General features: G+C 37.7%; 18 protein-coding genes and 1 tRNA gene. 10 read left to right on the top strand and 9 right to left on the bottom strand.

Features of this window, described 5'->3' with window-relative positions; all coding sequences use genetic code 11:
* Nucleotides 1-16 precede the first annotated feature (16 nt).
* Together ispA and xseB are read right to left on the bottom strand one after the other, a co-directional pair.
* Nucleotides 17-907 carry a (2E,6E)-farnesyl diphosphate synthase gene (ispA, locus tag HMPREF2644_RS06865; RefSeq protein WP_038441220.1) on the bottom strand — a complete coding sequence of 297 codons (891 nt, stop codon included), beginning with the start codon at nt 905-907 and terminating at the stop codon, nt 17-19.
* Complete coding sequence (gene xseB, locus HMPREF2644_RS06860) at nt 907-1,161, bottom strand: exodeoxyribonuclease VII small subunit (protein ID WP_005656614.1); 255 nt, start codon at nt 1,159-1,161, stop codon at nt 907-909. Before xseB ends, ispA begins: the two co-directional genes overlap by 1 nt.
* A 158-nt stretch (nt 1,162-1,319) precedes the next feature.
* Here xseB and thiI point away from each other — a divergent pair, with 158 nt between their 5' ends.
* From thiI to cspD, 5 genes are all read left to right on the top strand, one after another.
* Nucleotides 1,320-2,777, top strand: coding sequence for a tRNA uracil 4-sulfurtransferase ThiI (thiI, locus tag HMPREF2644_RS06855; RefSeq protein WP_038441218.1), 1,458 nt, complete (start codon nt 1,320-1,322; stop codon nt 2,775-2,777).
* 14 nt (nt 2,778-2,791) lie between these two features.
* On the top strand, nt 2,792-3,112 hold the full coding sequence (locus tag HMPREF2644_RS06850; RefSeq protein ID WP_005656616.1) for a YqcC family protein: 321 nt from the start codon (nt 2,792-2,794) through the stop codon (nt 3,110-3,112).
* Nucleotides 3,106-3,825 (top strand): tRNA pseudouridine(65) synthase TruC, encoded by a 720-nt coding sequence (gene truC, locus HMPREF2644_RS06845; protein ID WP_005656617.1) that lies wholly within the window; start codon nt 3,106-3,108, stop codon nt 3,823-3,825. Before HMPREF2644_RS06850 ends, truC begins: the two co-directional genes overlap by 7 nt.
* Nucleotides 3,818-3,976 carry a YoaH family protein gene (locus HMPREF2644_RS06840; protein ID WP_005656618.1) on the top strand — a complete coding sequence of 53 codons (159 nt, stop codon included), beginning with the start codon at nt 3,818-3,820 and terminating at the stop codon, nt 3,974-3,976. The genes truC and HMPREF2644_RS06840 overlap by 8 nt, the downstream gene beginning before the upstream one ends.
* Nucleotides 3,977-4,124: 148 nt before the next feature.
* Entirely contained in the window at nt 4,125-4,343 is a 219-nt protein-coding gene (cspD, locus tag HMPREF2644_RS06835) for a cold shock domain-containing protein CspD (protein WP_005652728.1), read from the top strand.
* Nucleotides 4,344-4,481: 138 nt separating this feature from the next.
* Here cspD and ybaK read toward each other — a convergent pair whose 3' ends face one another.
* Nucleotides 4,482-4,958: a Cys-tRNA(Pro) deacylase gene (gene ybaK / locus HMPREF2644_RS06830; protein WP_005631703.1), complete on the bottom strand. Its 477-nt coding sequence runs from the start codon at nt 4,956-4,958 to the stop codon at nt 4,482-4,484.
* A gap of 58 nt (nt 4,959-5,016) precedes the next feature.
* Between ybaK and HMPREF2644_RS06825 the strand changes: the two genes are divergently transcribed.
* Nucleotides 5,017-5,970 carry an oxidoreductase gene (locus tag HMPREF2644_RS06825; protein ID WP_005660359.1) on the top strand — a complete coding sequence of 318 codons (954 nt, stop codon included), beginning with the start codon at nt 5,017-5,019 and terminating at the stop codon, nt 5,968-5,970.
* A gap of 143 nt (nt 5,971-6,113) precedes the next feature.
* Here the strand turns inward: HMPREF2644_RS06825 and trpA are convergent, their stop codons facing one another.
* From trpA to HMPREF2644_RS06810, 3 genes are read right to left on the bottom strand one after another with little or no spacing between them, the layout of a single operon-like run.
* A complete protein-coding gene (gene trpA, locus HMPREF2644_RS06820) occupies nt 6,114-6,920 on the bottom strand; it encodes a tryptophan synthase subunit alpha (RefSeq protein WP_005660361.1) in 807 nt (268 codons plus the stop codon).
* Nucleotides 6,920-8,113: a tryptophan synthase subunit beta gene (trpB, locus tag HMPREF2644_RS06815; protein WP_005656622.1), complete on the bottom strand. Its 1,194-nt coding sequence runs from the start codon at nt 8,111-8,113 to the stop codon at nt 6,920-6,922. The genes trpA and trpB overlap by 1 nt, the downstream gene beginning before the upstream one ends.
* Nucleotides 8,114-8,129: 16 nt before the next feature.
* Entirely contained in the window at nt 8,130-8,888 is a 759-nt protein-coding gene (locus tag HMPREF2644_RS06810) for an SDR family oxidoreductase (RefSeq protein ID WP_005656623.1), read from the bottom strand.
* Nucleotides 8,889-9,067: 179 nt separating this feature from the next.
* Here HMPREF2644_RS06810 and purM point away from each other — a divergent pair, with 179 nt between their 5' ends.
* Complete coding sequence (purM, locus tag HMPREF2644_RS06805; protein ID WP_011272597.1) at nt 9,068-10,102, top strand: phosphoribosylformylglycinamidine cyclo-ligase; 1,035 nt, start codon at nt 9,068-9,070, stop codon at nt 10,100-10,102.
* Between the two features lie 54 nt (nt 10,103-10,156).
* Complete coding sequence (purN, locus tag HMPREF2644_RS06800) at nt 10,157-10,795, top strand: phosphoribosylglycinamide formyltransferase (RefSeq protein WP_011272598.1); 639 nt, start codon at nt 10,157-10,159, stop codon at nt 10,793-10,795.
* An 83-nt stretch (nt 10,796-10,878) separates the two neighbouring features.
* Here the strand turns inward: purN and HMPREF2644_RS06795 are convergent, their stop codons facing one another.
* The 3 genes from HMPREF2644_RS06795 to fnr form a co-directional block, all read right to left on the bottom strand.
* Complete coding sequence (locus HMPREF2644_RS06795) at nt 10,879-11,715, bottom strand: DUF4198 domain-containing protein (RefSeq protein ID WP_011272599.1); 837 nt, start codon at nt 11,713-11,715, stop codon at nt 10,879-10,881.
* A gap of 197 nt (nt 11,716-11,912) precedes the next feature.
* A complete protein-coding gene (uspE, locus tag HMPREF2644_RS06790) occupies nt 11,913-12,842 on the bottom strand; it encodes a universal stress protein UspE (RefSeq protein ID WP_011272600.1) in 930 nt (309 codons plus the stop codon).
* Between the two features lie 121 nt (nt 12,843-12,963).
* Nucleotides 12,964-13,737, bottom strand: a complete 774-nt coding sequence (gene fnr / locus HMPREF2644_RS06785; protein ID WP_005662331.1) for a fumarate/nitrate reduction transcriptional regulator Fnr — start codon at nt 13,735-13,737, stop codon at nt 12,964-12,966.
* Between the two features lie 283 nt (nt 13,738-14,020).
* Between fnr and HMPREF2644_RS06780 the strand changes: the two genes are divergently transcribed.
* Both HMPREF2644_RS06780 and HMPREF2644_RS09445 read left to right on the top strand, forming a co-directional pair.
* Nucleotides 14,021-14,106 (top strand) — tRNA-Leu (locus HMPREF2644_RS06780).
* Between the two features lie 396 nt (nt 14,107-14,502).
* Nucleotides 14,503-14,712, top strand: a complete 210-nt coding sequence (locus HMPREF2644_RS09445; RefSeq protein WP_224056841.1) for a tyrosine-type recombinase/integrase — start codon at nt 14,503-14,505, stop codon at nt 14,710-14,712.
* Nucleotides 14,713-15,011 lie beyond the last annotated feature (299 nt).

Below are 15,011 nucleotides of genomic sequence, written 5' to 3'. Positions count from 1 at the left end.
GCACTTTTGTGAGTGTTTAACTTTTTCTGGTAATAATGAATTCAGCTAATGCACGAAGTGCGGTCGTATTAAAAGGAATTTTTTCTAATTCAGACAAAGCACTTTGATATAGATCTTGTGCTTTTTGTTTTGCACCACTTAATCCAAGTAATTTTGGATATGTGCTTTTATCTAAATCAAGATCGGCACCGACTTGTTTGCCAATTTCTGCACTATCGCCTTCAATATCTAAAATATCATCTTGAACTTGAAAGGCTAAGCCAATGGCTTCCGCATATTGCGTTAAGGATTGTTCTAACTTTTTGTCGGTAAAATGCGGAGAACAAATGAAACCTAATTTCAATGCGGCAATTAGCAATGCGCCCGTTTTGTTACGATGGATTAATTCTAATTCGCTTAAACTAATTTGTTTATGTTCAGAAATAAGATCTAAACTTTGCCCTAAGCACATTCCTTGTACGCCAGAGCCTTGCGCTAAAATTTGAACTAAAGCCAGTTTTTGTTCAGTAGAAATATTCGGTGTTTTGGTTAATATTTCAAATGCGAAACTTTGCAGTGCATCGCCCGCAAGAATAGCTGTAGCTTCATCAAATTGGATATGACAAGTAGGATGTCCACGACGTAGATTGTCATCGTCCATCGCAGGTAAATCATCGTGAATTAAGGAATAGGCGTGAATGGCTTCAATGGCAGCAGCAGCGTAATCTAAGGTTTGTTTCTCTGCACCAAGCATTTGACCTGTTGCGTAAACCAAAAAAGGTCTAACTCGTTTACCACCAAGTAATAATGCGTATTTCATCGCGTCAAGCAAAGGTGCATTATGACTTTCAATGCCCTCAAATTGAGCTTCTAAAAAGCGATTAATACGAGTTTGAACCTGTTGTAATTCTTCAGAAAAGTGACCCATTAAGCATTCCCTTCATAATCATTCCCTTTATAATCATTCAGTGGAGCATCTTCTGTTTTTTGCAATAAGATCTGAATGCGTTGTTCTGCTTGTTGTAAACGTTCTTGTCCTAGCTTGGCTAATTGCACACCTTGTTCAAATTCTTTTAATGCTTCTTCTAATGGTAGATCGCCATTTTCTAAATGTGTAACAATATTTTCTAACTGCGCTAACGTTGTTTCAAAATCTTGTGAAGATGCAGGTTTACGTGCCATTTAATCGTCCTTTTTCACGGTAAAAATTGCTTGCCATTGTACTGTATTTTACTTGAGTTGTTAAAAAATTATTTCAAGCTAGGACCAGTGGACTTTTCACTATCTTTGCGTAAAATACTCGCCACTTTAAATACCCGAGAAATACCTAAGCTATTTATATGAAATTTATCGTTAAACTTTTTCCTGAAATCATGATTAAAAGCGAAACTGTGCGTAAACGTTTCGCAAAAATTTTAACCTCTAATATCCGCAATATTTTACAGAAATATGATGAAGAAACTGCAGTTGTACGTCACTGGGATTACATTGAAGTGCGGTCAAAAAATGAAGAAAATCGTGAAGAATTAATTGCTTTGTTACAACGTATTCCTGGTATTCATCATTTTTTAGAAGTTGAAGAAAAACCGTTTACCGATTTACATCATATTTTTGAATTGACGCTTGCTGATGTCGTGCAACAACTTCAAGGCAAAACCTTTTGCGTTCGAGTAAAACGTAAAGGAAAACATAAATTTAGTTCGATTGAAGCAGAACGTTATATCGGCGGTGGATTAAATCAACATATTGAAAGCGCAAAAGTGCGGTTGAAAAATCCAGATGTGACAGTTCGTATTGATATTGAAGATGACAAAATGATGTTAGTTAAAGCACGTCACGCAGGGATTGGCGGTTATCCGATTGGTACGCAAGAGGATGTGCTTTCTTTGATTTCTGGGGGATTTGATTCAGGTGTATCGAGTTACATGTTGATTCGTCGTGGTTCTCGAGTTCACTATTGTTTCTTTAATCTTGGCGGCGCAGCCCATGAAATTGGCGTAAAGCAAATGGCTTATCATATTTGGCAACGCTATAGCGCTTCACATAAAGTACGCTTTATTGCGATTAACTTTGAAGGAGTTGTCGGTGAGATTTTAGAGAAAGTCGATAACGGCCAAATGGGGGTTGTATTAAAACGGATGATGGTGCGGGCAGCAAGTAAAGTCGCTCAACGTTTTAATATTGAAGCGATTGTGACAGGGGAGGCATTAGGACAAGTTTCCAGCCAAACTTTGACCAATTTACGCTTGATTGATGAAGCCGCTGATGCCTTAGTATTACGCCCGTTAATTACGCACGATAAAGAACAAATTATTGCGATGGCGAAAGAAATTGGTACTGACGATATTGCAAAATCTATGCCTGAATTTTGTGGTGTGATTTCAAAAAATCCTACGATTAAAGCTGTTCGCGAGAAAATTGTTACAGAAGAAAGGTATTTTAATTTTGAGATTCTTGAAAGTGCGGTACAAAATGCGAAATATTTAGATATTCGCCAGATAGCAGAAGAAACAGAAAAAGAAGTCGTGGAAGTCGAGGCAATTTCTGTATTAGGTGAAAATGAAGTGATTTTGGATATTCGTAGCCCAGAAGAAACGGATGAAAAGCCATTTGAATCAGGTACACATGACGTCATTCAAATGCCGTTCTACAAACTTTCTTCTCAATTTGGTAGCCTTGATCAAAGTAAAAATTACGTGTTGTATTGTGAACGTGGTGTGATGAGTAAATTACAAGCCTTATATTTGAAAGAAAATGGTTTTTCAAATGTGCGTGTATTTGCAAAAAACATTCATTAATTAGGATATAAAATATGCGTAATCAAACTAAACAGCATCTTGAACAGCTTCAAATTACCATGCAGCAGCTTAATTTATGGCAAACGATGCCCCCTGCTGCAGAGGCGTTTTTAAGTGAAGAACCTTTTTCAATTGATACGATGTCTGCCGAAGAGTGGCTACAGTGGGTATTTATTCCACGCATGCAGGCATTATTAGAAAGTGGTTCAGCCTTGCCACATAAAATTGCTATTTCTCCTTATATTGAAGAAGCAATGAAGGAATTTGATGAGTTACAACAACTATTAACTCCTTTAGTTGCTTTAGAAGAACTTCTGAACAATAACCAATGCTAGAAATTTTATATCAAGATGAGTTTCTCGTTGCGGTGAATAAGCCTGATGGTATGTTGGTTCATCGCAGTTGGTTAGATCCTCACGAAACTCAATTTGTGATGCAAACTTTACGAGATCAGATTGGTCAGCACGTATTTCCTATTCATCGTTTAGATCGACCGACATCTGGCGTGTTGTTATTTGCATTGAGCAGTGAAATTGCGAATTTAATGTGTGAACAGTTTGAACAAAAGTGCGTTCAGAAATCTTATTTGGCTGTAGTGCGAGGGTATCTACAGGGAAAAGAGCGGATAGATTATCCACTAAAAATTCAATTGGATAAAATCGCAGATAAATTTTCTCAAGAAGATAAAGAGCCTCAAGAAGCAGTGACTGATTATGAAGGATTAAAAATAGTCGAAATGCCTTATCCTGCTGGGCGTTATCAAACGGCACGTTATTCTTTAGTTAAATTAATCCCTCATACAGGTAGAAAACACCAATTACGTCGCCATATGAAACATATTTTTCATCCGATTTTAGGGGATACGCAATATGGTGACTTACATCAAAATCGTGCATTAATGTCACATTTAGGTTGTTCTCGATTATTTTTACATTCTAATAGTTTGTCTTTTATTCATCCAATAACGAAAGAGCAAATAACAATTACAGCAGGTTTAGATGAACAATGGCATCAATTAATAAATCAATTTGGGTGGGAAAATGTTTGATATTAACTTAACACACGAACAGCAACAAAAAGCAGTTGAGCAAATTCAAGAACTTATGGCAAAAGGAATTAGTAGTGGAGAAGCGATTCAAATAGTGGCGAAAGCACTACGAGAAATTCATAAAAATGATAAAAAAACTCCAGATAATTAAATTTTTTGTGATCTACTTATCATTTTTGAATATTGCTCGTTGCATAACCGTTCAAAATATTTAAACATAACGGACCTAATTAGTAGGTGATAAGGCGAGAGTCTTGTTGATTTATTGTTTTAATAGGCTAAGCCTAGAGAGGTCTTTTATGGAAATTGGTATTGTAAAATGGTTCAATAATGCAAAAGGATTTGGTTTCATTTCCGCAGAAGGTGTAGATGCCGATATTTTTGCACATTATTCAGTGATTGAAATGGACGGCTATCGTTCATTAAAAGCAGGTCAAAAAGTACAATTTGAAGTTCTCCACAGCGATAAAGGATCTCACGCCACAAAAATAATCCCAATTGCGGATACTCAAGAATAATAAATACCCTAAATTTTTTTCTATTAATCCTAACTTAAAAGACAAGAATTAAAGTTAGAAAGTCAGTAAAGGACTAAGCTTAGTCCTTTTAGTTCGTATTAAATAAGAAATCCGCCTTTAAATTTATAAGTCCATCACTTATTCATCAACAATATCAGTAAATTCTGCACCTAATACTTTTGCTAAATCTTGTGGCGCAATTTCTACGCTTAGCCCACGTTTTCCGCCTGAAACATAAATCGTTTCAAACTCAAGTGCGGTTGAATTTATCACGGTTTTCACGCGTTTCTTTTGACCTAGCGGGCTAATTCCTCCTACAAGATAACCTGTACTTTTTTGTGCTGCATCTTTATCCGCCATTTCCACTTTTTTCACACCGATAGATTTTGCTGCTTTCTTTAAATTCAGCATATTGGCCGTTGCAAGCACAAAACAAGCGAGTTTTTTCTGATCGCCATTTTCCGCCACAAGTAAGGTTTTAAAAGAGCGGTTAGGATCAATGCCTAATTTTTCGGCTGCCTCATCACCAAAATGTTGATTATTCGGATCATGATCATAAGTGTGCAAGATAAAAGGAATTTTTTGTTTTTTAAGTAAATCAATTGCGGGTGTCATTATTTCGTTCCTGGTTTTGGTGTAAAATAATGCTGATTATTTTACAGCGGAGAGAAAAATGGACGCAACCTTAAATATTGCGATAGCAGCAGAATTTGAATTAAGTGAAAAAATTGTAGAGCGTTTAGAACAAAGTACGCTTGAAATTAGCAAAGTTTCTATTGTTGAAATAATACCTTTTGAAGAAGAACAAAATATTCGTTTTCGCAATAAAGGCGTTGAACAACTTGCGCCAAATGAAGTAGAGTGGGCTGATTTTAATTATGTCTTTTTTGCAGGAAAACTTGAGCAAGTTGCCCATATTGCGCAAGCAGCAGAGCAGGGCTGTATTGTCATTGATATGTTAGGCGTTTGTAGTGCGCTTTCGGATGTGCCTGTTGTTGTTCCAACGGTAAATGAATCACAATTACTTGAATTAAGACAACGTAACATTGTTAGCTTGCCTGATCCTCAAGTAAGCCAACTTGCTTTAACGCTTGCCCCGATTTTACAAGAAACGAATCTCAATCAAGTATTTGTCACCTCTTTATTGCCGACTTCTTATACGGATGCGGAAACCGTGACGAAACTTGCGGGACAAACAGCCCGTTTATTAAATGGTATTCCATTAGACGAAGAAGAAACTCGCTTAGCCTTTGATGTTTATCCGCATCAAGCACCTAATTTATCGAATCAATTACAACGAATTTTTCCGCAATTAGATCGTGCTACATTCCACTCAATCCAAGTGCCTGTATTTTATGGATTGGCACAAAAAGTCACCGCACTTTCAGATTATGATTTCGACTATCAGCCTCAAAATAGCGAGCTTGTCGCTTTAGAAGAAACCTTAATTACGCCTGTGCTTAATGGAGAACAAGAAAATGGCGAAGAATCAGTAAAACTTCATTTAAGTCAAATAAGTGCGGTAGAAAATGGCGTAGAATTTTGGTCTGTGGCAGATGAACAACGCTTTAATCTCGCTTTACTTTCAGTGAAATTGTTGGAAGGAATTTATCAGCAAGGTTATTAATGAAATTAAGGAGAATAGTATGCAAAATATTCTATTTATAATCCATTCAGCCCCTTATGGTGGATGGAAGCTGACAAAGTATTAAATTTTTAATTTTCTCGATAGCTAAAAGAAACCCGCCACAAGTGCGGGTTCTTTTTTGCTTATTTTGTTGCAGCTTTCATCGTTTGAACAAATTCAGCTAATTCAGCTAAACATTGCTCGTGATTATCTAAATTTCGCTCAATAATTTTTACTGTTGCCGAACCTGAAATTGCACCAGCCGCTCCCAAAGCTAAGGCTTCTTTAACTTGTGCAGGCTGTGCAATGCCGAAGCCTTGTAAAATTGGCGGGGCATAGTGGGCTTTAAGTTGTTCTACAAGGGTATCTAAATTTGCTGCGTGAGCTTGATTTTCAGCACTGGTTACGCCTGCACGTGAGACTAAATAGGTATAGCCTTCGCTATTTTTCGCTACGCCTTGAATTGTTTTCTCATCCGCATTTGGCGGGCAAATAAAGACGGGTTGAATGCCGTGTTTTTTGGCCGCTTGTACATAATCTTCTTTTGCGAGTAACGGAATATCTGCTACAAGCACAGCATCAACACCAACTTCTGCACAGCGTTGATAAAAAGCATCTAAACCTTTAGCAAAAATTAAATTGGCACAAAGTAATAAGCTAATCGGAATCTCGGGATATTTTGACCGCACTTTTTCCAATAGTTTAAAGCTATCTTCACTGCTATGACCTGCAGTTAAAGCACGATTATTCGCGGCTTGAATAACTGGGCCATCGAGTAGCGGATCGGAAAAAGGAAAACCGAGTTCTAAAGCATCTGCACCGTTATCCACAAGTGTGCAAATGATCTCAAAAGAGCAGTCGAAAGTAGGGTCGCAAAGGGTAACGAACGGCACGAAAGCCCCTTCATTTTTTGCGTTAAGTGTCGCAAATTGCGTTTCAAAACGGCTCATTAGTTCGTTCCTCCATTTAAAATTTTATCAACAGTAAAAATATCTTTATCGCCTCGTCCTGAAAGATTAACCACTAAAAGTTGTTCTTTTTCAGGATTTTGTTTAATCAATTTCAAGGCATAAGCCAAGGCGTGTGAGCTTTCTAATGCAGGAATAATGCCTTCGTGTTTTGCCAATTCTTGGAATGCGTTAAGGGCTTCTTCATCGGTAATCGATACATAATCAGCACGACCAATCTCATTTAAATAAGCATGTTGCGGCCCGACAGAAGGGAAGTCTAACCCAGCTGAAACAGAGTAAGATTCCTCTACTTGACCATCTTCGGTTTGCATTAAAGGGGATTTCATCCCGAAATAAATGCCCACTTTTGCATGACCTAATGGTGCGCCATGTTCACCGCTTTCAATGCCTTTCCCTGCAGGTTCAACACCAATTAAACGCACATTTGGTTCATCAATAAAATCAGTAAACATACCAATTGCGTTAGAACCACCGCCAACCGCAGCAATCACAGCATCAGGTAAACGACCTTCTCGTTCTAGAATTTGACGTTTGGTTTCTTCGCCAATCATTTTTTGAAATTCTCTCACAATCGTCGGGAAGGGGTGAGGGCCTGCCGCCGTTCCAAGTAAATAATGGGTGGTTTCATAGTTTGCTGACCAATCACGCATCGCTTCACAACAGGCATCTTTTAAAGAACAAGAGCCTTTTTCTACAGGAATTACTTCAGCCCCCATTAAACGCATACGGAACACGTTTGGTGATTGACGCTCAACATCTTTTGCACCCATATAAACACGACACGGCATATCTAACATAGCACAAGCTAGGGCGGTTGCCACGCCGTGTTGCCCTGCACCTGTTTCGGCAATAATACGCGTTTTGCCCATACGTTTAGCCAATAAAATTTGCCCTAACACTTGGTTTGTTTTGTGTGCACCACCGTGTAATAAATCTTCACGTTTAAGATAAAGTTTAGTTTTTGTGCCTTTGGTTAAGTTACGACAAAGAGTAAGTGCGGTCGGTCTGCCCGCATAATTTTTGAGTAAATCAGCAAATTCTGCTTGGAATGTAGGATCATTTTGAGCCTCCACAAAGGCTTGTTCTAATTGCTTCAAAACAGGCACTAAAATTTCGGGTACATACATTCCGCCAAATTCGCCAAAATAAGGGTTAAGAAGTGTGTCTGACATATTTTTTCCTATTATTTTATTTTTCTTTTGAAACGCTCATTCCTGCAAAAGATTGAGCGGTTGGCATTACTTCAATACGATTAATGTTTACGTGTTCAGGTTGTTGATGAAGCCATAATACAATGTTCGCAATATCTTCAGGCTGAACCGATTGCACGTTTTCATAGACTTTTGCGGCTCTTTCATCATCGCCGTGAAAACGCACATTAGAGAACTCCGTACCGCCACATAAACCCGGTTCAACATTGCTTACTCGAATTTTTGTGCCTGCCAGATCGGCTCGTAAATTTAAGCTAAATTGTGTGACAAAAGCTTTAGTTCCACCATATACATTACTGCCCGCATAAGGATAAGTACCTGCAATTGAACTCAAATTGATAATCTGCCCGTGATTACGAGCGACCATATTTGGCAACACAAGGCGAGTGATAGTAACCAATCCTTTGATGTTGGTATCGATCATCTGATACCAATCTTGTAAATCCGCTTTATGTGCTGGCTCTAATCCCAAGGCTAAACCTGCATTATTCACTAATAAATCGACCGCTTGCCAACCTTCAGGAAGGGTATTTAGAGCGTTAATTGTGACTTGTTCATCACGAATATCAAAGGCAAGCGGTAGAAAATTATTGCCCAATTGTGAATGGATTTCTGCCAATCGATCTGCACGTCTACCCGTGCCAATCACTTTATAGCCTGCTTCGATCAATTTTTTACAGATCGCTAAGCCAAAGCCTGCGGTTGCACCTGTTACTAATGCAGTTGTGGTTCTCATTTTTTCTCCTAAATCTTGAGCTTATTTGTACTATTAAAGTAGTACAAATAAGTTTTGATTGCAAGCAATTTCATTTTAATTTTAAAAATGTCATTAAATGAATTAATTTAACAATATCGCAAACGTTTGCTTGATGGTATAATCTGCCCAATTTTTATTTCAACTGATTGAGGTTAATCGTGAGCAACACACAACTGAGCTATAAAGATGCTGGCGTCGATATTCACACTGGAAATGAATTAGTCGAACGTATCAAAGGCGATGTAAAACGCACTCGCCGCTCTGAAGTTATGGGCGGATTGGGTGGTTTCGGCGCATTATGTGCTTTACCCACCAAATATAAAGAGCCAATTTTAGTTTCTGGCACAGATGGCGTTGGCACAAAATTACGTCTTGCGATTGACTTGAAAAAACACGATACCATTGGTCAGGATTTAGTGGCAATGTGTGTGAATGACTTAATCGTACAAGGTGCAGAACCGCTTTTCTTCTTAGATTACTATGCTACAGGGAAATTAGACGTTGATGTGGCAGCAAGTGTGATCAAAGGTATTGCAGATGGTTGTGAAATGTCTGGCTGTGCGTTAGTGGGTGGCGAAACCACCGAAATGCCAGGAATGTATCACGAAGGCGACTATGATTTGGCGGGTTTCTGCGTAGGCGTGGTAGAAAAATCAGAGATTATTGACGGCACAGCAGTGAAAACAGGCGACACGCTTATCGCACTCGGCTCAAGCGGTGCACACTCAAACGGTTATTCGTTAATTCGCAAAGTGCTTGAAGTAAGTGGTGCAAATCCAGCGGATTTATTAGAAGGTAAACCACTTAGCGAACACTTTTTAGCACCAACCAAAATCTATGTAAAATCGATTTTACAGTTGATCAAGCAGACCGAAGTTCACGCCATTGCTCACTTAACAGGTGGTGGTTTCTGGGAAAATATCCCGCGTGTATTACCTGCAAACACAAAAGCAGTGATTGATGAATCAAGCTGGCAATGGCCTGCGATCTTCAACTGGTTACAAGAAAAAGGCAACATCAGTCGTTATGAAATGTATCGCACCTTTAACTGTGGCGTAGGTATGGTAATTTCATTACCAGAAAAAGAGGTTGAAACCGCTCTTGCATTGCTTGAACAAGCGGGCGAAAAAGCGTGGGTTATCGGCAAAATTGAACATCTTGGCGAAGGCGAAGCACAGGTTGAGATTCAATAATAAAATCTTAAATTTAAATTCAGCCCTTTTGGGCTGATTTCTATAAGGAAGAAAATGAAAAAAATTGCCGTCCTTATTTCTGGTCAAGGAACAAATTTACAAACTATTATTGATGCCTGCCATTTAGGCGATATTCCCGCCAAAATTGCTTGTGTGGTAAGTAACAAAGCTGATGCTTACGGCTTAGTTCGAGCCAAACAAGCACAGATTCCGCAAGCGGTCTTTCTTCGCAAAAATTTTTCCAATAACCTCGAAATGGACGACGCCATTGGCGATTATTTGCAAAGCCTAGCCGTAGATTTGATCGTCCTTGCTGGTTATATGAAAATTCTTACCCCAAAATTTACCCAACGTTTTGCAGGGAAAATTTTAAATATCCATCCTTCTCTTCTTCCTAAATACGCAGGCTTAAACACCTACCAACGTGCGATTGAAGCAGGCGACAATGAACACGGTACAACCGTTCATTTTGTCAATGAAGAAGTAGATGGTGGTGCGATTGTCTTACAGGCGAAAGTGCCAATCTTCCCTGAAGATAGCATCGAAGAAGTGGAGGCTAAAACCCGTGAGCAAGAATATCAAATTTATCCGCTTGTGATTAAATGGTTTACCGAAGGGCGATTAAGACTTAAAGATAATTTGGCATATCTAGATGGGAAAGCTCTGCCAAAATCTGGATATGCAAATGAATAACTTAGAATTTAGACAGACTATTTCTGTATTTTTTATTTAATTAGGATGTAAAAGTGCGGTGAAATTTTACCGCACTTTTAAAATTAGTGATGATGGTGTTCTGGTTTTGGAGGTAGTTTAGCTAATCCTTTACCAACCGGTAAAATTAATGTGCTATAGCTTGCAGATTGCTGACAAATTTGTTGATCTGCAAATGGTGTTTTATGAATAACTTTAATTTTCCAAATACCATCAATTAATGGAATGATATTCACACGTCCTTGACTATCTGTTTTACCTGAAAAACCTTGTGGTTCACGATGACCTGTACTTGCTTCAAGATCTTTCACGATAATAGTATCAGCGGTTGCGATGACAGTTTCGCCTGCTAATGGCTGATCTTGGTAGAAAATTTGAACAGGGAACGGTTCGCCTGATTTCGCTTTGCTAGGATCACGCAAAGGAACAATTTCCAGTGGTAAACCAACTCTTGTCATTGCCATTTCTGCATTTAATGGTTTTTTACCAACGGTAACAAGACTTTTGCCAAACATTTGAGTTTGTTCACAATAAGTGGGATTTTCTAATTCTTTCAAATTATCCATTTTCCAACCTTCAGCATTTTGTGACCAAAAAGTAGGTTTATAAGTCGCTGTTACCCAATAAGAACCATCGGACAATGCTTTCTCTGATTGATATTGATAGTTTTCGCCTTTTTGGATTAAGGTTTGTTTTTCTCCATCTTGACGAATAATTTCCATTGGTGCAAAAATTTTTAAACGTGCTTCAGGAATTTTTTCTACATAAGGGTAATCCCCATAAGCTAATTCTGCTTTTAATACAGAACCAGATGTTAATTTCGTCGGTGCTTGAACCCAAACTTCATGAGCTTGTGCTGTGCCAGCTAAAACCAATAATCCTGTAATCAATGTCTTTTTCATATATTTCCTTAATAAGAATGGAGGAGTTAAAAATGAGTGTGAATACTAAATGAAAAGAGCTATCATTTAAATAGCTATTTAAATAAAATTTTAAGATTTGTGATCGAGATCACAAAATGAAAAATACCATAAGAAATAGTATAAAAATACCCTAAATACAAAATATTTAGGGCGTCTTATAAATTGAGGAAAATGTTTTAATCGTCTTTTTTAGATGGTTTAATGCCTAATAAATTACAACTTAATTTACTAATCACATGTTCTGCAGTATTGCCTAATAATGCGGCAGATAAACCTGTTCGTCCCACTGTGCCTAAAATCACTAATTCAGCTTCAATTTCTTTCGCCACTTCAGGAATAACTTCCTCTGGGAAACCTTCGCGTACGTGAGTATGATCTTCATCAATCCCAAACTTCTGACGTAACGCTTTCATATTAATGAGATGCTGACCTCGAATACCGTTTTCATAACCTGAAGTATTAAATTCAGGTAAATCAATCGCCATATTGATTGGCGCGGAAGGGTAGGCTGCCACCAAATGGACATTACCACGATTTAGATTTTCCGCGAGTGAAATACCTGTTTCTACCAGCTCTTGATTAAATTCATCTTGATATTCTTGTTCTCCAGAAACATTCACCGCCACAAGAATACGGCGTTGATGTTTCCAATCGCCATCACGAACCATTAAGACAGGAATAGGGCATTTACGAAGAAGTTGCCAATCAATGGGAGTAAAGATAAGAGACGTCAGTTTTTCTTCGTCTTTAGTATATTTTACGACTAGATCGTAATTATTATTTTCTACTTCTTCGTTAATTGCATCAGCTTCATTGCTATTCCACACAATATGAGATTGTAATTCAATTTCTGGATTTGCATATTTATCTAAGTAATATTGAACCACATGGCGGTGTTTTTCAATTACTTGTTGATGCATTTCTGAACGTTCTTCAGAAGAAAGTAAAGCTGACATTTCATAAGATAAATCATAGACTGATAAAAGTGCGGTGATTTTTACCTTAGTTTCATTTTTTTGTTCTTCAACTAAACGCACTGCACGAGCTAGGGCGTACTGTTTTTCATTACTAGGATTAAGTACAACGAGAATATTTTTAAATTTCATAATAGCCTCCAAAATTGAGGCATAGGATAAAAAAGAATAGCAAAAATGGCAAGGTACAAGATTAATTTGGATAAATTTATTTTTATCAAGCACAAAAAGGCGTGATATTCACGCCTTAAATTTATTTAACTAATGTAATTTTTGTTTTATTCGTACCAGTTAATTCAATTAAACCATTTAAATCATTGATTGTAATATATTTGCCTTGTACGCTAATCACGCCGAGTTTTTGAAAGCGGCCTAATAAGCGGCTGATGGTTTCTACTGTTAAACCTAGATAATTACCAATATCGCCACGTGTCATTGTTAAACGAAATTCTCTTGCTGAAAAACCTCGAGCAGAATAGCGTTTAGAAAGATTATGAATAAAAGCAGCCAAACGTTCTTCTGCATTCATTTTAGATAGCAATAAAATCATCTCTTGATCACTTTTAATTTCACTGCTCATCAAACGTAAAATTTGCTGGCGTAGTTTTGGCATTTTTCCTGCCAAATCATCTAAAATATCAAAAGGAATTTCACATACCATAGCCGTTTCTAGAGCTTGTGCAAAACTAGGGTGTTGCATTTGAGTAATGGCATCAAAACCAACTAGGTCACCGGGCAAATGAAATGAAGTAATTTGTTCTTCGCCAGATTCACTAATCGTATAGCTTTTTATTGTGCCAGAACGAATAGCATAAATTGAATTGAGAGAATCTCCTGCTTTAAACAATACTTGAGACTTTTGAATCGGTTTTTTTCTCTCTATGATATTATCAAGCTGATCTAATTCTTGTTCATTTAAGGTAAAAGGAATACAAAGCTGACTAATACTGCAATCCTGACAATGAATCGCACAACCGCCTGATTGAATTTTGCGCCCTGATTGAGCTCCTGCAACGAAATTTTTCATGTACGTCTCAAATATTGAAAAAAATAGTGTAAAATTGATCTAACGCAAATATTCTACCACTAATTAGTCAGATTAAGAAGAGTAAAGCATTATGGCAGCTGAAAAATTAACAAAAAAACGTTTAGCTCAAATTTTAATTATGTTGTGCATTTTAATTATTGCATTTGTTTGGCGATATTTTTAGAAAACAGAAAATTCTTGCTTATTTTTAAAACAAATGGATTATTTCCAATAAATTTTGCTTGTCACATTCTTATATATACGTATAATTCAACCCCATTAAGCCTGGGTGGCGAAATTGGTAGACGCAGCGGATTCAAAATCCGCCGTTGAATAAACGTGTCGGTTCGAGTCCGACCCTAGGCACCACATACAAACCCTTGATCGTTGGTCAGGGGTTTTTCTTTTATGCATTTCAACCAGTAAAATCAATAAGTTACGTTCATATCCGCTATAAATTCATCACCAATCCCAACCTCAAATATTGCCATTTTTTAAGTATTTTTATGCATCGATTACGCCAAAATTACGCCAATGCAACATGAAATGGGGTGCGGAAGAGGAAAAGAAAATAGAATTGCAAGCGCAAGGATTGCAACCTGATACATTATTTTCTATTTGAACGAAATTACGCCAACAAAGCGTGGAGAAAAGCACGAATTTAATCGGCTGAATCGCTTTTTACGCCATCCAGTTACGGATAAATATATATCTGATGTTAGTCGGATAGGGGATGAGGAATTGTGTTTTGATATTAAGTCTAGTGTGCTTGATGCAACATTCCGAAAACTCAAAAAACTTGCCGAGCGAGAATATTTGCATTTTCACGACACACGGCGTGAGGCATTGACTAGACTATCTAAAAAAGTAGATGTGATGACATTAGCCAAAATATCTGGGCATAAAGATATTTCGATTTTACAAAATGTCTATTATGCCCCTGATATGGCGGAGGTGGCGGAATTACTCGATTAGCTAATATGTTTAGCATTGATCCGCCCCAACGAACAACTTCGCCTGCGATATAGCGTGGGCGAGAATTTTGTTGATCGACTGTAACGGGTTTTGGGAAATTAGGCAGTTTTGAAATAATCTTGGCAACGGTTTGATAGTGTCGCCCAAAATATATTGCGATATCCTCAAGCGTAATTAAATTTTGGCTTTTCTCGGTCAAATTAGATAACGCCGCCATTTTTGCCGCATTCACAATTTCTTCTTCGGCTTTCTGCGAAAGTTTAATTGGTTCCATATTTCCTCCAATAAAAAACCGCCCA

The sequence above is a fragment of the Haemophilus sp. HMSC071C11 genome (assembly GCF_001837655.1).
In the GTDB taxonomy this organism is placed as follows: Bacteria; Pseudomonadota; Gammaproteobacteria; order Enterobacterales; family Pasteurellaceae; genus Haemophilus; species Haemophilus influenzae.
Note: the sequence above shows the minus strand (reverse complement) of the source record. Positions and strands in the feature narration are given on the sequence as shown.